This is a genomic window from Hyphomonas sp. NPDC076881 (assembly GCF_050269995.1).
Taxonomy (GTDB): Bacteria; Pseudomonadota; Alphaproteobacteria; order Caulobacterales; family Hyphomonadaceae; genus Hyphomonas.
Genome location: NZ_JBNNJJ010000001.1, coordinates 154,437 through 174,941 on the forward strand (window position 1 = coordinate 154,437; position 20,505 = coordinate 174,941).

General features: G+C 57.9%; 19 protein-coding genes and 1 pseudogene. 9 read left to right on the top strand and 11 right to left on the bottom strand.

Annotation, left to right across the window (positions count from 1 at the left end):
- Positions 1 to 108: 108 nt before the first annotated feature.
- From ACQKI2_RS00710 to ACQKI2_RS00720, 3 genes are all read right to left on the bottom strand, one after another.
- Positions 109 to 384, bottom strand: a complete 276-nt coding sequence (locus ACQKI2_RS00710) for a hypothetical protein (protein ID WP_427377825.1) — start codon at positions 382 to 384, stop codon at positions 109 to 111.
- A complete protein-coding gene (locus ACQKI2_RS00715; RefSeq protein ID WP_427377826.1) occupies positions 384 to 944 on the bottom strand; it encodes an MgtC/SapB family protein in 561 nt (186 codons plus the stop codon). The genes ACQKI2_RS00710 and ACQKI2_RS00715 overlap by 1 nt, the downstream gene beginning before the upstream one ends.
- Before the next feature lie 62 nt (positions 945 to 1,006).
- Positions 1,007 to 2,041, bottom strand: coding sequence for a mechanosensitive ion channel family protein (locus tag ACQKI2_RS00720; RefSeq protein ID WP_427377827.1), 1,035 nt, complete (start codon positions 2,039 to 2,041; stop codon positions 1,007 to 1,009).
- A gap of 209 nt (positions 2,042 to 2,250) precedes the next feature.
- Between ACQKI2_RS00720 and ACQKI2_RS00725 the strand changes: the two genes are divergently transcribed.
- Positions 2,251 to 2,523: a hypothetical protein gene (locus ACQKI2_RS00725; protein ID WP_427377828.1), complete on the top strand. Its 273-nt coding sequence runs from the start codon at positions 2,251 to 2,253 to the stop codon at positions 2,521 to 2,523.
- Between the two features lie 354 nt (positions 2,524 to 2,877).
- On the top strand, positions 2,878 to 3,114 hold the full coding sequence (locus tag ACQKI2_RS00730) for a hypothetical protein (protein ID WP_427377829.1): 237 nt from the start codon (positions 2,878 to 2,880) through the stop codon (positions 3,112 to 3,114).
- A 54-nt stretch (positions 3,115 to 3,168) separates the two neighbouring features.
- On the opposite strand, the gene ACQKI2_RS00735 is transcribed toward ACQKI2_RS00730, so the two are convergent.
- From ACQKI2_RS00735 to ACQKI2_RS00750, 4 genes are all read right to left on the bottom strand, one after another.
- Complete coding sequence (locus ACQKI2_RS00735; protein ID WP_427377830.1) at positions 3,169 to 3,834, bottom strand: hypothetical protein; 666 nt, start codon at positions 3,832 to 3,834, stop codon at positions 3,169 to 3,171.
- A 184-nt stretch (positions 3,835 to 4,018) separates the two neighbouring features.
- Positions 4,019 to 4,546, bottom strand: coding sequence for a DUF4142 domain-containing protein (locus tag ACQKI2_RS00740; RefSeq protein ID WP_427377831.1), 528 nt, complete (start codon positions 4,544 to 4,546; stop codon positions 4,019 to 4,021).
- 647 nt (positions 4,547 to 5,193) lie between these two features.
- Positions 5,194 to 5,943 (bottom strand): cysteine hydrolase family protein, encoded by a 750-nt coding sequence (locus ACQKI2_RS00745; protein WP_427377832.1) that lies wholly within the window; start codon positions 5,941 to 5,943, stop codon positions 5,194 to 5,196.
- Entirely contained in the window at positions 5,943 to 6,659 is a 717-nt protein-coding gene (locus ACQKI2_RS00750) for a TetR/AcrR family transcriptional regulator (RefSeq protein WP_427377833.1), read from the bottom strand. The genes ACQKI2_RS00745 and ACQKI2_RS00750 overlap by 1 nt, the downstream gene beginning before the upstream one ends.
- Positions 6,660 to 6,861: 202 nt before the next feature.
- Here ACQKI2_RS00750 and ACQKI2_RS00755 point away from each other — a divergent pair, with 202 nt between their 5' ends.
- The 3 genes and pseudogenes from ACQKI2_RS00755 to ACQKI2_RS00765 all read left to right on the top strand — a co-directional run.
- Positions 6,862 to 9,225, top strand: a complete 2,364-nt coding sequence (locus tag ACQKI2_RS00755) for a TonB-dependent receptor (protein ID WP_427377834.1) — start codon at positions 6,862 to 6,864, stop codon at positions 9,223 to 9,225.
- 138 nt (positions 9,226 to 9,363) lie between these two features.
- A complete protein-coding gene (locus tag ACQKI2_RS00760) occupies positions 9,364 to 10,476 on the top strand; it encodes a DUF2817 domain-containing protein (RefSeq protein ID WP_427377835.1) in 1,113 nt (370 codons plus the stop codon).
- A 426-nt stretch (positions 10,477 to 10,902) separates the two neighbouring features.
- A pseudogene (locus tag ACQKI2_RS00765) lies at positions 10,903 to 11,060 on the top strand (transposase); the annotation flags it as partial.
- Positions 11,061 to 11,375: 315 nt separating this feature from the next.
- On the opposite strand, the gene ACQKI2_RS00770 reads toward ACQKI2_RS00765, so the two are convergent.
- From ACQKI2_RS00770 to ACQKI2_RS00780, 3 genes are read right to left on the bottom strand one after another with little or no spacing between them, the layout of a single operon-like run.
- A complete protein-coding gene (locus ACQKI2_RS00770; RefSeq protein WP_427377836.1) occupies positions 11,376 to 12,287 on the bottom strand; it encodes an alpha/beta fold hydrolase in 912 nt (303 codons plus the stop codon).
- 1 nt (position 12,288) lies between these two features.
- A complete protein-coding gene (locus ACQKI2_RS00775) occupies positions 12,289 to 13,017 on the bottom strand; it encodes an alpha/beta hydrolase (RefSeq protein WP_427377837.1) in 729 nt (242 codons plus the stop codon).
- A 36-nt stretch (positions 13,018 to 13,053) separates the two neighbouring features.
- On the bottom strand, positions 13,054 to 14,199 hold the full coding sequence (locus ACQKI2_RS00780) for an alpha/beta fold hydrolase (protein WP_427377838.1): 1,146 nt from the start codon (positions 14,197 to 14,199) through the stop codon (positions 13,054 to 13,056).
- 266 nt (positions 14,200 to 14,465) lie between these two features.
- Here ACQKI2_RS00780 and ACQKI2_RS00785 point away from each other — a divergent pair, with 266 nt between their 5' ends.
- Entirely contained in the window at positions 14,466 to 17,507 is a 3,042-nt protein-coding gene (locus ACQKI2_RS00785; protein WP_427377839.1) for a sensor histidine kinase, read from the top strand.
- Positions 17,504 to 18,139, top strand: coding sequence for a response regulator transcription factor (locus tag ACQKI2_RS00790; RefSeq protein WP_427377840.1), 636 nt, complete (start codon positions 17,504 to 17,506; stop codon positions 18,137 to 18,139). The genes ACQKI2_RS00785 and ACQKI2_RS00790 overlap by 4 nt, the downstream gene beginning before the upstream one ends.
- A 29-nt stretch (positions 18,140 to 18,168) precedes the next feature.
- On the opposite strand, the gene ACQKI2_RS00795 is transcribed toward ACQKI2_RS00790, so the two are convergent.
- Positions 18,169 to 18,672, bottom strand: coding sequence for a winged helix-turn-helix domain-containing protein (locus tag ACQKI2_RS00795; protein ID WP_427377841.1), 504 nt, complete (start codon positions 18,670 to 18,672; stop codon positions 18,169 to 18,171).
- Between the two features lie 528 nt (positions 18,673 to 19,200).
- Here ACQKI2_RS00795 and ACQKI2_RS00800 point away from each other — a divergent pair.
- Positions 19,201 to 19,965, top strand: a complete 765-nt coding sequence (locus tag ACQKI2_RS00800) for an alpha/beta hydrolase (RefSeq protein WP_427377842.1) — start codon at positions 19,201 to 19,203, stop codon at positions 19,963 to 19,965.
- Between the two features lie 191 nt (positions 19,966 to 20,156).
- Positions 20,157 to 20,453 (top strand): putative quinol monooxygenase, encoded by a 297-nt coding sequence (locus ACQKI2_RS00805; RefSeq protein WP_427378036.1) that lies wholly within the window; start codon positions 20,157 to 20,159, stop codon positions 20,451 to 20,453.
- Positions 20,454 to 20,505: the final 52 nt, after the last annotated feature.

Genomic DNA, 20,505 nt, shown 5'->3' on the forward strand with positions numbered 1-20,505 from the left:
TCATAATTGCGCTTCAGATTTCATATTAATGCCTCTCACAATGCGTCTGTCTTTCACCGGTTCCACGCCGGCGCACAACCAACTCTCTGCTAAAATCGAGCCTCCGCCCTAACGCCGATCTTTCGGACGGGGCTCCGATACGTCTTCATTTTTTTTTGAAGTACTTTTGTCCGGCATCTTTCCAATCGGGCTCTCCGGTGCGCCCCCTGGAACCGCGTCTTCCTGGCGGCCGCTGTAATGGCTGACCTCTTCGCCAGGAGGCGCGACCGGCTCAGATCCAGGGATCATTTGCCGCCAGCGCCGCTGGGCTGAAGCAAGTGACTGGAGCGCAAAGCTGAGAGAAGTGCGCGGCATGGCCAACCGGTCGAGTGGGGTCTTTTTCATCACATACTCTCCTTTCCCTCTTCAACGCCTGGCGGGACGGATGGTTTCTGGTCTTGGTGGCCAGACTGATTTTTATCAGCCAGATCAAGCATCCGTTCGACGCGGCGCATCGGCCTGAGAATAAGCAGTACCAGGAAGGTTGCCGCCAATGCGAGGGTGAGCATGCCAGCGCCGCAGGCCAGGCCGATAGCGCCCGCAAGCCACATACCGGCCCCTGTTGTCAGTCCAATCACCTTCCCGCGTGCCTGGATGATCATGCCCGCAGCAAGGAAAGCGACACCGGAAGTGATGGCCTCCACAACCCGCAGCGGATCGATCTGGACGCCTTCCAGTTTCCCGAATAGAGCCGTGATTTCTATCGCCGTCAGGGTGAAGGTGGCGGCGGCCAGGGAAACCAGCATATGCGTCCGGAGGCCGGCCGGCCTCCCGCGTATTTCGCGATCGATCCCTATGAGAAATCCGAGGACACAGGCACATCCCAGCCTGAGGAGAATGCTCCAGGCTGGGGTCCGGGTTGCGAACAGCTCTGTCAACTCATCAGCCATCATATACTCCGGCATCTTTGCCGCTCCCCCGGAGAAAATATCGCCGCTGCGCGTGAGCGGTATGCCCTACAGGCAGGTCAGCTAGCTGAACGCGGGGAGGCATCGCCCTGGTCCGTGGTCTCGGTCATCTCATGGATCTCCTCGTGATCGTCCCGATTGGAGCTTCCCTGCGGTTCCGTGTGGAAACGGGCTTCCAGCCGCTGAACCGGCAACGCATAGGGGGCCTGCGCCCGCAGCCATACGATCATCTTTTCCCGAAGGTCACAGCGCAGATCCCAGGCGTCGGGCGACGAGCGGGCGCTCGCCAGCGCCCGCAGCTCAATCCGGTCCTCCCGGGCTTCGGTGACCTGCAGTACACAAACTCTACCGTCCCAGAGCGGATGGTCTTCACAGCACTGCTTCAGGTGCGCCCGCATCTCTTCCAAAGGGGCTCTGTAATCGAGAGACCAGAAGATCGACCCGATGATGGAAGCGTTTTGCTTGGTCCAGTTCTGAAAGGGATTCTGATTGAAATAGGTCAGAGGAGTGACTAGGCGGCGATCGTCCCAGAGCCTGATGATGACGTGGAACAACCCAATTTCCTCAATCCAGCCCCACTCGCCCTCCACCACCACAGCATCATCAATGCGGATGGGTTGGGTGATGGCAATCTGTAACCCGGCAATAAGATTTGCGAGAACGGGCTGAGCCGCAATCCCGACGACAATCCCCGCCACCCCGGCGGAGGCAAACAGGGACAACCCCACTTCCCGAGCGACCGGGATTGACATCAGCGCCACAGAAAGCGTGATCACCCCCAGGAGAACGCCCGCGACCCGCCTGAGGACGAGCATACGTGTGCGGAATTTTCGGGCGGACAGATTGTCGGCCACACTGATATCCGCGCGGTCAATTGCTGCTGCAAGTCTCCAATCTGTCAGAAGGGCAACCGCCCATCCCGCAGCACACACCATCAGTATACGGCTCGCATACTCTACCCAGCGATGAAGATCGGCAGCGCGTGGAGCCGTATCAGGAACCAGAGTCGACAAACCTATCAGCCCGGCGCCGGACAATGCCAACAAAACCGGCCATGACATGCGCCATAGCCGCCGCTTTTTACCAGATATCATGCGCGCATCTTCCTCCTGTCCTACAAGACAAGGTCATTCATCGACGCGCGTGACGCCCAAGAGTTCCATGCCGCGAACCCCGCCGTCTCCTGTTGCCTATGTTTAATGCAACCCTGGGGGGCCGCAGGCGTAGGTCAAAACATTCAACAGGAGCACCTGCATTGCCAGACACACAGCCCCCTCCCAGCCCTACGTCGGCAGCAACGCGCTTGAAGCATGCCATCGACTCCGGAAACACCGGAGAAAAGGTCAATTATCCTGATCCGGCCGCAGCACCTCTCGGAACAGATGATGAAGCTGCCGGAACCACACCTGCGCTGACTGGAAGGGATGCGGACGCAGCTCAAGCCACGTTACCCGGCAACCAGCGGAACTGGATCCAGGAAAACCTCGGAGAGAGGTCAGCAAAGATCGTCGTCCTGGCATTTCTTCTGACACTCGCGGTGGTGACTGGCCTGATCGTGAGCGGTCAGAATGGCTGAACACGGCGCAGGGAAATATCTCGTGTTCCTGGACCCTGATCCAGATTTATCGACCCCTGCGGAGCAGTGCGTTCCGCTCGGTGGGAGGCTTTATGTCTACTACACCGCCCTCACCCACTCGCGGGCTTTATCATTCGCTTAAGGCGGCCCACCATCCCGGCAGACTTCTCATGGCGCCGCTTGCAGATGATCCCAAATTCAAAGGTATGGCCGACGGCGCGCTCAAAACGTTACGCCTGCAAACAAAAAGACAAACGAACACAACCTCGCGGACAAAGAAATCCATCCGGGGCCGGAATTCACACCAGGTGGCGAAAGTTCCCCTTGGCCCTTGAGCAGACAGGAGTGATACCCATGAGACCATGCGAGCAATGCGGCAACCAATATGACAAGAGCTTCGAGATCAGGTTAGAGGGCGAAACTCATGTTTTCGACAGTTTCGAATGCGCGATCCAGAAGCTGGCACCGGTATGCCCACACTGCGATTGCCGTATCATCGGCCATGGGGTCGAAGAGGATGGCAATATCTATTGCTGCGCTCATTGTGCGGCCGCAATGGGCGCCGAGCAGGTACGTGACCGGGCCGGGTAAATCCTGAACTACTACCAAAGGACAGTTGCGGGCGGCAAAGGTATGCCTGCGTCGCTAAACTAGGTCCCCCGCCCTGACGATATTTTTTCCTTCACTGTCCGGATTATTTAACAGGCTTTCTTCGCCCCCTGCCATCCATTCAGCTATATCGGCCGGATGGGTCAGAACAGAGGGTAAGGCGTCTGAGCGAAGGCGCCCTCCCTCCACTGGCTGGGCAGCGAGAATGGCGAACAACTTCAACCGGCTGCACACTCTGCGCCGCTCCGTCTCGCCGGGGGAGGATACAAGCCGCGTGTCGCCATCCCAGGGACGCCAGAACGCCGCCAGAAACCCCAGGCCACGCTCCGAAAAAAACCGCTTCTGGCGCCCGCCCTGCGTGATGGCGAATGCAGAAACCGGAACCAGACAGCGATGGCGCGCCTCAATCAAATAAGGCCGGTTCAACTCTCGCCACCACCGGTCCTCCAGGTCGTGCACCTGCGAGATCGGAGGGTTCCAGCCATTCCGGTTGGTCAGGCTGCGCGGAGGAAAGCCCCACCGCATGGGCTCCATCCCGGTTCCTTCTGCTCCCTTGCGGATAACGAGAGCATCTTCATCAATCCCTACGGGGGTGTCCGAAGGCACGCCCACGCCGCGCGGGAGTTTCACTGCCTCCGCAAGAGATCTGTTAATGGCGCTGACGGCTAGCGCCGGCGAACCGGATAAAAAGCTGACTAACATGCTTGCATGAGGCGCTCTTCTTTCCGCGAGGTCAACCCCAAAGCGAAAGCGTGAAGAATGTAAAAAGTCCCGGTGCTGCATATCGAGACACCGTAGCAATATTCCACGCCGATTTCGTCTGTATACTTCTTTTACTATGAGCGCGCAGAATGGGCGCTCGGCCCCGAATGCCTGTCATGCAGGGTCAGGTCAACTGCGCCACCTGGTCAAGCCGCCGCTCAAGGAAAGGCAAGGTAATACGGGCAAAGGCTCTCAGGGCTTCATTCTCGCCATACACCGCATAATAACAAAAGATGCTGATGGCCTCCTCGTGCGAAGCTCTCTGCTGATGAATAAATAAGGTACCGAAGTCTTCTTCATCGCTTGTTCCGCTCAGCTTCCCAAACAGATGTTCACGCCGCGGATCAAGCTGGTAGGGCACGAAATGATCAACATCTCCGAGCGAAGCAATTTTCAGGGTAGACCGCAGGCGCTGCGCCTGTTGGCGGCGCTCCTGAAGAAGCGACTGCGCGAGGGGCCGGACCTTTTCTCCGCCCTGCGCAAGCGCCAGTTCCGCGACCCTCATTTCAAAAAGATCCGCCATGGACGCGGCCGCGACGAAGGCCCTTGAGATCTTTTCCGCCCGCTCCCCTTCAATCCACGTCGCATGGCGTGATCGCAGCTCCGCATTGAGCCGCATTACGTATTCATGAGGTAGACGGAATTTTGTCATCGCCGGACTCTTTCTGCTGCCGGTCGCGATTACTGACCTGAAGGGAAATTCATATTAGCATATACTGCATTCCCTGTTTCTTACGATCCAGTAATGCGCCAGCCGCCTTCCCGGCGCTCGTTTCGAACGATTCAGTTGGGATTATATCTGTATAATGATTAAATGAAAATAACGGACATGGGAGATGCCGCCTCTGGCCTGCCCAATGCGGCTAGTCTAACTCAAAAGTTGGAGTTGGCGGTTGGTATTGAAGTGGCGCTCCTGTTGCCGCTTCCACGTAATAGGGCGGCATGAACGCCGCGGGCAAGATGGCCTCGGGAGCGGGCGGGCGATAGCTCAGGAAATAGAACCTGAAGATCGCCATCGGCAGCAGGCCCACTCCCACACGCCGATCACACGCCCAGCCTATCCGGTCGCCTCGCCCCGGCTAACCGCACCTCCACTTCCCGCAGCTTCGCCATGATCTCTTCTGGCCTGCCTCTCTTGCCCATTCTCAGCTCCGTATGAAGCCAACTCCAAATCAATTATTGGATCAGTTTTCCTTTGGCAGACCACGCCACGTTCATCCTATTATACAACACCAGACAGCAGATACGCCATCTCAGAGTACCCGCCTTTGACAGATTGAACCATATACGCTGCAATTATCAGCCGGCACCGGCTTGTTGAACGCTTGCAACCTGACCGAAAGCAGTGATAGTGTCGTCAGCAGACTGTGTTATTCCATAAGCACTTAGCTGATGAATTGTGGCCAGATGGGCTTCTGCCTTGTAGGTCTGGGTTGCATCTTCGATCACCATCGTCAGGTATCCCAGATCAAGCGCGACACGAACGGTAGTCTCCACACACTCATCGGTTACGAAACCGCAGACAAACAAATAGTCTATCCCCATGTTCCGCAGGGTCGCGTCAAGAGATGTTCCCGAAAATGCTCCGCTTGAAGTTTTCGTGATGACGATCTCGTCCGGCGCGGGCTTTGTTGCATCCAGAAATTTCGTGGCTGCACTGTTGGGAGGATACAGCCATCCCATGCGGCGATGCAAAGCTCCGGTATCGCGCCCCTGATGGGAAAGTGTCTGAATTTTCACATGAATGGGTGGGATACCGACTTCTCTGGCTTTTTCCAGTACGCGCCTCGCCTGCGCCACTGCCGCATTGAAACGCGCATCGTAGTCACTGAGCGCTTTTCTCACCTCATCTGACGGAAGCCCTGATTTGACAGCCAGATCATGCAAGTAATCCGGCGCGGCCAGATGTTGGATGTCAATAAGCAACAAGGCCGAATTGAGTGCCGTCATAGGAGGCGGCGCCTGCACGTTCGTATAAGAAGCGGCCAGTACGTCGTCAATGGTTACAGGCGAACGCGGAACCGCCGCATCGGGAATATTGTCAGGCATCAGGCGTTCTCCAGCTTGAAGGGTGTAGAAAATGGATTTCTGTTGGCAATCGCCATCTGCCGCCTTCCCTTGGCGCTCAACAGGCTACCGACATGAAGGGAAAACAGCCGCACAAGGAGTTCTGTGTCGTTCTCCTTGGCCCTTGCGACATAATGAAGACTGTTACTGAGATAGAGCTGGGCCAGGCCAGCAACCGTGGCCTGCAGCGACGCCATAGCATCATCAATATCAACAGCGATGAAAGTACCATCTTCCACACACCCCCTCACCAGGGCCCGGGCGACACTTATGCCTTTCAAGCGCTGCTTCTGGTATCGCCTTGAAGACAAAATTTCATCAGTCTCCAGATTTTTCATGAGGATATAGAACCCAGGGCACGATTGTGCGAAATGGACATAAGCGTAACCGACGCCGAGCAGTTTTGCGAGAAGCGCCTCGCCCGCCTGCTCCATTGCCCAGTCTCTGAAGGCCGCCTGATACCCATAGCCAGCCACAGCGGTCTCGATCAGGAGATCCTGTTTGTTCTCAAAATGTTTGTAAATTGCCGGCTGGGAAGTGCCCACCATCCGGGCGACATCCTTCAGCTGGAAGTCGAGAGACCGTCGCTCGTCAATCAGAATCGCCACCGCCTCAATAATAGAGTTCCGCAGATCACCGTGATGATATCCGGACTTCCTATGAACAATCCGCTCCGGGATTGCGCTCTCAGTTGACATCACATCCTGCCTTCCTGCCCACCCGGGCGGCACCGCGAACCATTTTTCGGCATTCGCCCCCTGACAGTCAATCACTCCATTGACATTCCAATGTTAAGAAAATTAACTTGGTGTCAACACCCGAGAACTGCCCCGAGGCCGCACTCCGGTCAGAATAATGCGGGGGTCCGAATTGTCTGTTATTTTGAGGGGCGAATTAGCGATGAAGAACAGAATACTCATGAGTGCCAGCTGCGCCGTACTGATGCTGATGGCGTGCCAGCCCGCAGCCATGGCTCAGGCTGAAAGTGAAGACGCGGAGACAGCTCGCGTCCTTGAAGGCGTGCTGGTCACAGCGACACGGCGCACCGAGAGACTTTCCGAAGTGCCGATTTCGATGTCTGTATTCGGCGAAAGCGATATCGAGCAGTCCAGCGTCAGGGAGCTTTCCGAGCTGAGCGGATATATTCCTAACGTCAGCATTTCGGGGCACAATGATTTCAGATCGGTCATAACCATTCGCGGGGTCGGCTCAGACTCGCGCAATATCGGGTTTGACAGCCGCGTAGGCGTTTATGTCGACGGCGTATACATGGGCCAGTCGCCTGCGGTGAACCAGGAGCTGCTTGACCTCGAAAGAGTCGAGGTGTTGCGCGGACCGCAGGGCATGCTGTTCGGAAAGAACACTGTTGCCGGCGCGATCAGCCTCGTGACAAAAAAGCCGTCTGACGAATTCTCGGGAAAGATTTCAGCCAGCGTTGGAAACTACAATCACCGGGAAATTCAGGGAATACTGAATGTTCCGCTAACGGATACTCTGGCTGCGAAATTTGCTATCTCTAAGACAGATCGTGATGGCTATGTCGAGAACATCGTTACAGGAAACGATCTGAACACCAAAGACGTTCTGGCATACCGGGCGCAGCTGCGTTACAGCCCCAATGATCAGTTTGAAGTCAACTTTGCCTATGATGGCCTAAAAGCCGACAATTTGATCCTTGTTGGCGAGCCGGTAACAGACATGCTTGGCTTGATGCCGGTGCAGGTGGCGCCGGAAGCCAGGCGCGTTGCATTCAGCTTTGATCCAAGCGAAGACCGGACAGTTTCAGGGGCGCTGCTGGATGCGGAATACAGGTTTGACAATGGCTTCACCTTCAAGTCCATCACTGGATATCGTGATACGGACGCCTTTTACCGAAATGCCACGGACTATTCACCGGTTCCGGTCATACATGTGGAGTACGGCGACAAGTTCGAGCAGTTTACGCAGGAATTGCAGCTGATTTCTGCTGCTGATCAAAGGCTCAGCTATATGGCCGGGCTCTACTTCTACAAGCAGGATGCCAATACGCTCCGTGATGTGATCTTCGGCGAAAGCTTCAACGACGCCTTTGTCCGCCCGGTCGTTGCCCCTTCCGTTGCGCCTTTGCTGGGCCTGGATCCGGCCAACCTCTCGGATGCAGATCTGGCGCTGATTTCGGCAATCGTGGGGTTCGGCCCGGCGGGCTCAAAAGTGTACAATCAAGGCCTTGTGGAAACACAAAGCGTTGCCGCCTATTTCAATGGGAGCTATGATCTGTCGGATCGCTGGACGCTCGGCTTTGGCGCCCGCTACAGCGTAGAGGACAAAGACGTAAACTGGCTCCTCGACGGCCGTCTGTCCGGCCTCCTGAATATTGGCTCGACAAACTATGATCCGGCCACGCCGGGCGTTCCGCCCACCCCACTTGTGAACAGCCGCAAGGATACGTTCTTTTCTCCAGCCATCAGCCTGAGTTACGCGATCCACGCAAACACGAATATCTACACCAAGTATTCATCCGGCTACAAAAGCGGCGGCTTCAATCTGGATTACATCAATGCGGATGAACTCGCCGCCAATTCCGGCCTCGAATTCGGAAAAGAAACCGTCGACAGTTATGAACTGGGGCTGAAAAGCCTGCTCCTCAATGGCAGGCTGATGTTGAACCTGGCCGCATTCCGCGCTGAGTATGACGATTACCAAGTCAACCAGTTCGTGGATATTGGCGGGGGCCGGACCTCAATCCGCATAACAAATGCGGCAAAGGTGGTTACGCAGGGCCTTGAGGCCGACTTCAGCGCCCAACTCACAGACAACATTTATATTCAGGGTACTGTGGGAATTTTGAACGCCGAGTATGATTCCTTCCCCGGCGGTGGAACGGCGGGCACAGACGTGTCAGGCAACCGGCTCGTGAACGCCCCTGAATTCACAGCATCTCTTGGCGGCACCTATACCAGGGAAATTCCGGCATTGCGTAGCTCGCTGCTGGCAAGACTCGATCTTACCCACACCGGCGGACAGTTTACAACGGCCGATAATATCCGCTCCACCATGCTGCCCTTGGGCGCAAGCGTCCCCTTCGGTTACAAGGATGAGATGACCCAGCTCAACGGGCGGATCGGCCTTATCGGCAACGGCGACCGCTTTGAAGCCTATCTCTGGGGGCGTAACCTTACTGACGAAGACGCCACAATGGATGACTTCCGCGACTTTTTCGGAACGGTTGTCAATCACCCCAATATCGGGCGCACTTATGGTGTCGAGTTGATCGCCAAATTCTGACCCGCAATCGCGCCAGTGGCAACGCGGGTCCCGAAAATCCCGCCCCGGATCGCTTTGGTGCCGCATCAGCGGCCTGCCAATCGCTTCGGGGCAGACACTCAGACAAGCCACAAAAAGGGGAAAGGATCAAAGGTGCGATTGCATGAACCGCCAGCCCACCCGCACTTTCCGGACAGCTATGCGGAAGGCCGCAGCCGGTTCCTGAGAGCGTGCCGTCTTGCTGACGCAGAGATCCAGTCCCATACCCATCCCAGTTTATATGGCCCGGCAGGCGAAGCCCTTGCGATTGACAGTGCATGGGTCGGCCGGCCTGACGCCAGAAACATATTGTTCGTAAGCTGTGGCACTCACGGGCTTGAAGCGGCGGCTGGTGCCGCAACCATAGTGCAATGGCTGGAGACACAGGGTCCCGCCAGCCTGAGCAGAAGTACGGCAATCCTCTTTGTCCATGCCGTGAACCCCTATGGCTGGGCATATGCCAGGCGGGGGAATGAAGATGGCATTGATCTGAACCGGAACTTTATCGACCATTCGGCAAGCCTTCCTCATAATGCCGCCTATTCCGAATTACATTCCCTGATAATGAAGACCTCTGCCGCGCAACTGAGCTTAGCTGAATTTTCCGAAGATTTTCAGGAATTCTGCGCCAACAGATCAAATTCTTACGCGCTGAATGGAATTACATCGGGACAGTATCAGCACCAAAATGGATTGAGCTTTGGCGGGCTCGCTCCAAGCTGGTCACGTCAGATCCTGGAAAGAATTGTCAGAACGTATTTGGTATCTACACAGAAGATACTACACATTGACTGGCACACGGGCATAGGTCCATTTTCTCAGCCGTTCTTCATTCTGGATGATACGCCATCTTCTGAAGCGTACAGACTCGCTTCCAGCTGGTGGCCCTCGCATACGATCCATTGCGACGACGTCGTGGCTGGCACCTCGATAAAGTATCATGGCCTTCTGTCAGAAGGGCTCAAAACTGAACTCGCTCGGCACAGCCCTGCACACATGATCTCTTTGACAGTCGAATGGGGCACCTATGAAGTCGACAGGATGCTGGAGGCATTGGTCATCGACAACTGGCTGGCTCACAGAAGTTCAGGAAGCGGCCCAGAATTTGTTCACGACGCACAGGAGCGCCTGAAACAGCTGTTTTGTCCGTCTGACACAGTATGGCGCCAGAGTGTTCTTTTGAAATCCCAGGATATCTATCGCGATGCGCTGGCCGCCCTGGAAGCCTGGTAAAGGCTCATTCATACGGGCATGGCAAACTGTGGCAGCATCGCCCTCAAATCCTGCGTGCGATCCGCATCATGTGGCGGAATAAGAGGTTCTGGCCAAGTTCTTTGGACGTTTCATCAATGGTCATCCCAGGATCATCGGTCGCATATTCCATGAGTATGCCAGCAGGATCCCGGACATAAAGGAACAGGAAATACTTCCGGTCATGAACTTCCGTATGGACCGCACCGCGTCTACGCTCCGTGCCCGGAAATCCACATGATGAGGCACACCGACGCCGGGCACTGGCACGAACCCTGATACTTCCCGGATATCGAGAACACCGGTGTCGGACACCATGCGCCGGGTCTTGCGTGTATCTGTTGCCGAAATGCTGGACAAAGCTTGCGGCTTCATCGGCTTTGTCACTCCGGGAGGACGGATGTTGCTGAGACGACATTCTACCGATGGAAGAAGGTCTATGCCGGAATGGGGATATCCGAGATCCGGTGATCTCAAGCAGCTTGAGGAAGAGAATGCGAAGCTGAAGCGGCTGGTGGTGGACCTGACGCTGGACAAGATGAAGCTGCAGGATGCCTTGCGAAAAAGTGACGAAGCCCGCCCGGTGCCGCGAGGTCGTCCGCCATTAGTGGGAGGTCTCCGCAGTATCCGAGCGCTGCGCCTGCAGGGCGATGGACTTCGGGCGGGCTGCCCTCAGATACCAGTCCTGCCGTAATCCGGCAGTAGAAATGCGGATGCGTCTGAAGAAACTGGCTGAGACCCGTGTCCGCTATGGCTACCGGCGCCTGCATGATCTCGCCATCTTCCTGGGCCAACCCAGAAACGACGCTTCCGCGCGAGATCCTACTCAACGTGAATCGCAGGGTCCCATCATTGACGGGCCAGTTATGGTCGGCATCCACTTAGTCAGTTGATGAGGACTCGACTGCGTGAAGTCGCATGCGGCACGGCCGATGCCGAAGAAGAAAGTCGTGGATCAGTGGGACCATCTCTTCCACCTTGTCCTCCAGCGCGAAGTGCCCGCTATCGAGCAAGTGTAGCTCCGCTTCCGGCAAGTCGCGCAGAAATGCGCGTGCACCGTCCGTATCAAATATTGGGTCGTTGGCGCCCCACAGAATCAGCGCCGGCGGCTGGAAGGAGCGGAAGTATGCGTGGAACTCCGGATAGAGCGCCACATTGTTGCGATAGTCGTAGATAATCTCAAACTGGATCTCGATATTTCCGGGCCGATCCAGGAAATGCTGGTCCAGATGCCAGGCGGCGGGGTCCAATCTTGTCGTATCCTTGACGCCAGCGCAGTATTGAAACCGCGTGCCTTCCGGAGACATGAACGCCCGCATCGCAGCGCTGTTGTCGGCCCACAGGCGCCGCGTCGTGTCCCAGAACTCTTTCATACCGTCTTCATAGGCATTGCCATTCTGGATGATAAGGGCAGCCACCCGCTCGGGATGCTTCAAGGCCAACCGAAGGCCCGTCTGCGCGCCATAATCCATGACATACAGAGCATACTGGCGATCCCCTAGCAGTTCCAGAAGGCCGTCCAAGATGTCGGCGAAGCTTGCAAAGGAGTAGTCGAATTCTCTCGGAGACGGCATTGCCGACAGGCCAAATCCTGGCAAGTCAGGCGAGATAACATGGTAGCGACCTGCAAGCGCAGGGATGAGGTTGCGGAACATATGCGAAGAGCTCGGGAAACCGTGGAGAAGGAGAACGAGCGGCGCCTCCTGCGAGCCGGCTTCGCGATAGAATATATTGAGCCCCTCGACCATCGCGGTCCGATGGTGCGTGATGGCGGGGCTTTTCGACACGCTCATTCTAGTCGGCATTTCCGGCAGCAGCCTCGATGAAGGCCGCGACTTCATGCGGATGCGACAGCATCGCGGCATGGCTGCTGTCGATCTCGACGATCCGCGCCCCTGCCCGCTTCGCCATGCGCCTCTGTGCGCTTGGCGGCACCATCAGGTCGCTGGACAAAACCATGTAGTGAGCCGGCTTGGAGCGCCAGGCGGCACGGGTCACAGGCGCCATCACCGCGCTGAGCCCCCAGGGAACCTGCGCCGCGGCCATGAACCGGGTGATGTCGGAGTCTACGTCGGCGGCAAAGGCGGATGGAAACTGACTCGGATCCACCATCAGGTAGCCATTCTGCGGCGGCAGGAGTGGGGCCTTGGATTCACCGGGCTCGGCCGGCACCTCGTTCAGCGATGCGGCCGACTCGCCCCTGTCTGGTGCAAATGCCGCGATGTAAGCCACCGCCCGGACCTTGGGATGGTCTCCGGCCTGCGTCACCACTACGCCGCCATAGCTATGTCCTACGAGGATAACAGAGTGCGTTGCGGCGGCAATAACGCGCTCCGTGGCTTCAACATCGCCTACCAGCGTGATTGTCGGGTTCTGCACGACAAGCACCTCATAGCCGCAGCGCGACAATAATCCGTATACCGCACGCCATCCCGCCCCGTCCACGAAAGCGCCGTGAACCAGCACAATCGAAATACCCGTTCCGGGCAACTGCGCGCTGGCCTCTGGTTTGCTATCTGGCATGTTTGAAAACCCTTCGAATTAATATCAGCGGAAATTTCACGGAAACCGCCGGTGATATCTGCACACTTCGCGGTCGAGGAAATCGTGGATGAGCGGGGCCATTCCATCGAGCTTGTCCTCAAGCGCAAAATGTCCGGTATCGAGAATATGCATCTCGGCGTCTGGCAGGTCTCGCAAATAGGGATGCGCGGCGGGCTCGGGGAAGATCACGTCGTTCTTGCCCCAGACGATCAGCGTAGGTGGCTGGTGTTCACGAAAGAACGCCTGGAATTCAGGATAGAGCGGGACATTCGAGCCATAATCCCGGAACAGGTCAAGCTGGATGTCCTGGTTGCCCGGCCGGTCGAGGCCGGCCTGGTCAGATACCCAGTTGTCTGGGCTGATGCGGGCAACATCGGTGACACCATCCGTATACTGGAAGATTGTTGTCTCCGGCTGGACCAGGAAGGCCAGCGCGTTGCGTTTTGCGTCCGACTTGGGCTCGGCCCAGTAAGCCTTGATCGGTTCCCAAAAGGCGCCGAGCCCCTCGGTATAGGCGTTCCCGTTCTGGACGATCATCGCCTGCACGCGCTCGGGATGCTTCAGCGCAAGGCGGTAGCCGACCGGTGCGCCATAATCCATGAGATACATGGTGTAGCGTTCCGCGCCGAGCGCAACCGTGAACTTATCAATGATATCAGCATAGTTGGCGAATGTGTATGCGAACGTCTTGTGATCAGGTGCATCACTTTGACCAAATCCCGGATAGTCAGGTGCTATCACACGGTACCGGTCTGCAAGCAGCGGAATGAGGTTGCGGAACATGTGCGACGACGTCGGAAAACCATGAAGCAGCAGCACGACAGGCCCGTCCGCAGGCCCGGCTTCCCGGTAGAAGACCTTCACGCCGTCGATCGTCACGGTCTTGTACAGAACGACCGGCGCCGACATCGCAGCCAACTCAGTCTTCCTGTTGATGCCGCAGGGTTCCGCCAGGGCGGGGCCCGTCATCATCGCGCCAATCATAGCGAGTGCGAGAAGTCGCTTCACATCGTCCTCCATTTGAGCCTGCTCGCGAAACGAGGGTTCCGCCTTCAAACTTTGAGCTCGAACCTTGGTAGCATCCAGCGCGGCGGGGCCCGCGTTAAGCGAAGTCAAATGAGGTAAAACAGGATCCCGGGTCCGGACGATACTGCGGGTCATCGGCCGGTTTGTTGTCTGAGCGCCAGCTGCGGCTGTTGCAGAATTCCTCTGGTAAGGCCGGCGACTTTCAAGCCCCGGTCCCCGGTTTGATCGATGCAGCCACGCGGCGATTTCGTCACAACGGCGTGCCTGGGGCGTGCCTGGCGCCGGGGCGGGGAAACTGCGTGACGCCCTGATCGGGTTGGCAGGCGAATTGAGGCGCGCCTTGCTGCTAGTTTTCCTGTAGTCTCTCCAAGAAAATGGTCCAGCGCCGGTTGACTGCACACATGTTGCTCAAGGGTATAGGGTGGTTCTTATTTGCTTGGTTCGCGTCTGTCCTGGCGCATTTCCCAAGCCATTCCCAGAGCCTCGAAAGGACGCTTCGGCAGTACCACCATACGGCCTGGACTGAGGCCGATGGCGCACCGGCTGAAATCTGGGCACTGGATCAGGGCCCGGACGGCTTTCTTTGGCTAGGCACCGGTGTCGGCCTTTTCCGTTTCGACGGATTGACCTTCGAGCGTTTCAAACCGGCGCCAGGTCAGCAGCTTGCGTCGATCGACATCACCAGCGTCAGAGTCGTGAGCGCCAACGAGATATGGATCGGATACTCCGATGGCGGGATATCTCAGCTGCTGGATGGGAACGTGACGACCTATACCGAGCAGGACGGACTATGGCCGGGAATGGTTGTCCGCCTCCTCAAGGATGCCAACGGTGTAATCTGGGCCGGCATGCGCGGCCTCGCCCGATTCGAGAATGGCCAGTGGAAGAAGCTGGGGCCTGAATGGGGCCTTGGAGACCTGTTCACCGTTGACCTGTTTCAGGCGCGGGACGGAACAATATGGCTGAGTACGGCGGACAGCATCTTCTTCCTCAGACCGGGCGCCACAAAATTCGAGGCGACCGGCGCGAAAACTTCTCATGCAAACTTTACGCAGACCCCGGACGGACGCCTGTGGATGACGGATGGGCTGCACGGCCTCCGGCCCATGCCTGATTACCCGGCGGGACAAGAAGCAAGCCCCTGGTCTCTGAAAGGCGCTACGCCCGGCGATATGCTGGCCGTCGGTGGGTATGCCATCGACGGGCAAGGGACGATCTGGGGCACCGACCGCCTGAACGGCGGCGTTTTCCGATTTGATCCGCGCACGTCGGAAGGCGCCCGGCATAGCATCCTGCCCTCTGATATCACGGATGTCTTCCGGCGGGCCAACGGCCTTACCTCTGACCGGAGCCTACCCATGTTACGGGACCGCGAAGGAAATATCTGGGTTGGCACCAACGCCGGTCTTGATCGCTTCCGCGATGCGGCGCTGGTTCCGGTTGCTGCGGTTCCGTCGGCGACAGCGTTCGGCTACAGCGTCACAGCCGCTGACGAGGCGACATTCATTAGCGATGGCACATGGCTGTACCGTGCGCTGCCCGGAGAAGCTGTCCGGCGGCATGTACCGGTCCCCTCGCCCGGACGGATGATTCCCTTCCGGGCGGGAGACGGGACGCTCTGGTATGGCAGCCTGCAGGGTCTCTACCGGTTCGAAGATAGCCACTTTGAGCTCGTTTCATCGCCACCTGGTGTTTCCGACGCCGGGATCCGGGCACTTGCCGAAGATGGTGATGGGACGCTCTGGGTCGCCTTCGAGCAAGGCGGTGTTTACTGCCTTAACGATGGCATTTGGACCGAAAGGGCCGACCTTGGCGGAACGCCAGTTCCCTTGGCCGCGCATTCCGATCCGTCCGGGCCGGTTTGGTTTGCCTATCCGGAGGGTCGCGTCGCGCGCGTCGACGAAACCGGCATACGGGTATTCTCTGGACGCGATGGACTCGCTGTCGGCAATGTCGAAGCTTTCCATATCAGCGAGGCCGGCATGTGGGTCGGCGGCGAGTTTGGGATCGCGCTGCTGCGCGACGACCATTTTGTGTCCGTAAGCGAAGACCGCGTTGCGCCCTTGGCTGGCGTTTCCGGCATAGGCCGTGCAAAAAATGGAGACATGCTGTTCAACGGTTTGATGGGGGTTGTCCGTATGAAAGCGAGTGAGGCTCGCAAAGCGGTTGAGGATCCCAGTTATTCGCCGGCGTTTACCCTTTACGACAGGGCTAACGGACTTCCAGGAGTGGCTCAGCAGGGATGGCATACACCCTCCATTGTCAGCGCCGCCGACGGGCAAACCTGGTTCATCGCCAATACCGGTGTCGCGACCTTCAACCCGGCAGGTGAGGTCCGTAATAGCTTGCCGCCGCCGGTCACGATCCTGTCTGTCATCGCCGACGGAACAACCTATTCCGCGCGCGGGCGGCTGACCTTGCCCAAGGGTGCGTCCACCCTCTCGATTGCATATACGGCGGCGAGCCTGACCATGCCGGAGCGCCTGCAGTTCAGGTATCGGCTTAAGGGTCTGGACACGGGCTGGATCGACGCCGGCAGCGGAAGGCAGGCTGCCTACAGCAATCTTGCGCCCGGGCGTTATCGATTCGAGGTCATGGCCGCGAATGAAGACGGCGTCTGGAGTACGGAGGGGGCGGCGATAGAGGTCGATATCCCGCCGACCTTCGTTCAGAGCTGGATTTTCAGACTGCTTTGTGGCGTCGCGTTCGTGGCGCTGCTATGGTTGCTATACTCTATCCGGGTGCGCGCTGTTGCGAACGGGGTCAGTATGCGGATGGCCGAGCGGCTGCAGGAACGCGAGCGGATCGCGCGGGAAATCCATGATACGCTGCTTCAGTCGGTGCAGACGCTGACACTGCGATTTCAATATGCCGTGGATGAACTTCCGCAGTTGGCGGGCGCGCGGCCTGCGCTAGAGGAAGCGCTGGACCGCGCCGACGAAGTTATCGCCGAAGGCCGCGACAGGGTACTCGACCTGCGTTCGGCGCAATCCAGCAATCTGGAGCAAGTCATCTCGGGCATCGTGAAACGCCAGAGCTTCGCGCCGTCAGTAAAAATTTCCATTTCAACGTCAGGCATATTGCGCGGAGTCGATCCACATATTCTGGACGAAGTCACACGCATCGCCAGCGAAGCAATATGCAATATCTGGAAACATGCTCAGGCGCGGCGCGTGAAGATTGAAATCTGCCATGGTGCAAATCTAAGCCTGCGCATCGCTGATGACGGCATCGGAATTGATGCGTCTGTCGCAAAAAATGGTGAGAAAATCGGTCATTTCGGGCTTAAAGGGATGGGCGAAAGGGCCAAGAGGCTGGGCGGAGACCTGATAGTACGTGGGTTGCCGGAACGCGGCACCGAAGTTTTCCTGACTGTGCCAGGGAGGGCCGCATACCGGACCGCAAAGCGCGGCATTTTCCCTAGGATAGGAAGCCTCAATTGACCGAGCTCGCCCTCCCCAAACAACCGATCCGAGTGCTGATTGTCGATGATCATCCGGTAGTCCGCGACGGCATCGCCGGACTGCTGCAACGCCAGGATGACATGGAAGCGGTCGGAGAAGCCTCAGACGGCGTTGAAGCAGTTGCGAGATTTCGCGAGTTGGCACCGGACGTCACCTTGATGGACGTCCAGATGGAGGGGATGGACGGGATCGAAGCCATGAAGCTCATCCGCCAGCACGCGCCGCAAGCCAAGGTTCTCGTCCTCACCACTTTCCCCGGGGACGCGCAGATCATCCGGGCGATGCGGGCTGGGGCGGCGGGATACCTGCTCAAGAACTGCTTTCGCAAGGAACTGGTGGAGGCGATACGCTCTGTTCATATGGGCCGGCGCGTCATGAGCGCCGACAGTGCTCACGAACTCGCCATCCATGCACTGGACACCCCCCTTACGGGCCGAGAACTGGAGATTTTGCGCCTCGTCGCCAATGGCCGGTCAAACAAGCAAATCGGCGGGACCCTCAGTCTGTCCGTGGACACCGTAAAAGCGCACTTGAAATCCGCTTTCGCCAAACTCGGCGTCAACGACCGGACACATGCCGTCACCGTGGCTACACGGCGCGGCTTTATCTGACAATCAGTCTCCCGGCGGCAACTTCGCCCTTACCATGGCCCATCGAGCGGACGCAGGTGCGCCCAGTCGTCTTCCGCACAGGGAGTCACCGTAAATGCCGATTGCTGCTCGGTCCGAACCATATCCAGGACCCGCGCCTCAACTGGCGCTACAAACCGATACCCCCTGCCGTTGACCGTGGCGATGAACCGGGGCGCATCTGCGGATTCGCCCAGCACACGGCGCAGGCCAGCGATGTTGACCTTCAGGTTCGCTTCATCGACACACGTTTCAGGCCAGGCACAGGCGAACAGTTCCTTCTTGCTGACCACTTCACCTGGCCTTTCGACAAGTCGTGTGAGCAAGTCCAGCGCACGCCCGCCGATCCGGACGGGCCTGTGCACTTTCAAAAGCAATTGACGTTCGGGTTGGAAGAGGAACGGGCCGAACAGGAATGTTCGCGTGCCTGTTGCATGGGCCTCGTCGGGAGTGTCTGCGGTCTTTGCAAGACTGATCGGCTGCGAGGCATATGGCGCAGTAGAAGGGGCTGGCATCTCCTGACCTCCTCGATCAGCGTGCCGGGCGTCACCGCGACGGGACTTCCCCGGGCGCCTGAACCAGTATCAGTCTCTGCGCAGTTCCGCCTCACCCGGTCGGCGCTTTAAATTTACCCGAATGGGTAACTCAACCGCGCCAGCTTCGGATACGTCCCAAGCCTTACACATCGACGCGGGAGCGGAAGTTTGATCTGCGTCCGACCGCAGTCGGCCGTCGCAGCAAGATCCCCGGCCGACTTCACGTCAGGATTTTACCACGATTTACAAGCCTGGGCGCCCCCGATCGAGTAGCCTGACGGCTGAAGAACAGACTGGGGGTGCACCGCTCCAATGTGTGGACGTTGACCTGCTGCAAATGACCGCAAGTCGAGAAAACTGCATTCGTTCAGGCGTTTGGCCCGGTCAAGCGCTCGTTCGACGACGCGCGGCAGCGCTGCGCCCCGTAGCGCACATGTCCGATGATATCTGTCAACGCCCCAACGCCTGATCTGCCACTCACCAACAAAATAGAAAAGAGAGACGAGAATGCCCCTCATCAAATCCCTCCGGATGCTCGTGTTCGCCTTCGCTCTTGGCGTCGGCGGATGCGTTTCCGCGGAACATTCCCGTCCGCCTGAGGTAAGGAACATCGTGCTCGTCCACGGCGCCTTTGTTGATGGCTCAGGCTGGCAAGGGGTGTATCGCTCCCTGACGGCGCGCGGTTATACTGTGAACATAGTCCAGAATCCCCTGACATCGCTTGCGGACGATGTGGCGGCAGTCGACCGTGTCCTCGCCCGCCAGGACGGTCCCGCACTGCTGGTCGGACATTCCTATGGCGGCGTCGTTATTACAGAGATCGGCAGCTCGCCGGTCGTGGCAGGGCTGATGTATGTCGCAGCATACGCACCGGATCAGGGCGAGTCGATTTCCAGCCTGCGGGGCGACGACCCGCCACCGCCTTTCCAGACTTCCAGCGACGGCTTTCTGTTTTTCGATCCCGCCGCATTTCCGCAAGCGTTTGCGCAGGATATCGACACAGGCGTTAGCGTGTTTCTGGCCGCCTCCCAGGTTCCGACGGCGCAGGCCGCCTTTGCATCGCCGGTTTCCAGTGTCGCGTGGCGGAACAAGCCAAGTTGGTTCGTCATCTCAACAGAAGACCGGATCATCCCGCCGGACATGCAGCGACGTATGGCCGCCCGCGCGAACGCCGCGATTACAGAGATCGAGGGCAGTCACGCCATTTATCTGTCGCAGCCGGAAGCGGTCGCAGATGCGATCGACCAGGCCGCACGGAGCCTGGTTCAATAGCGAGTTTTCTGATCGCCAACGTCCGGGCACCGTATGCGTACCATCTATAACAGGGTTGAAAACTTTACCGGGAACATCCCTTCCGCCCGCTCCATGAATCGTATCCATAGGGGCGGCATCAGCGATTGGACGATCCGTAGGCATACGAGTTTTCCCAAAAACAATTGCCCCAATTGAAAGGATATTGAGTGATGCCTATTAATGTGAAAGTCGTGGCTGTGCTGACTGCGAAACCCGGCAAGACCGAGGCGCTTCGCAGACTTCTGGAAGGGATGACAGCGCCGTCTCGTGCGGAGACGGGCAACCTTCGCTACGATCTCTGGCAAGATCAGGCCGCTCCGGACAGCTTCGTACTGGATGAACTCTACAAGGACGAACCGGCTGTGGCCGCCCACCGTGATACCCTGCACTTCAAAAATTACGTATCACGTATTGGAGAACTGGCGGAGCGCACCGCTGTTGTGCTCAATCCGGTCGATGTCGCTTGAGGTGTGCGGGAACAGAAAAGGGTCTAGGCATGTCATTGCGGGGTATCCTGCC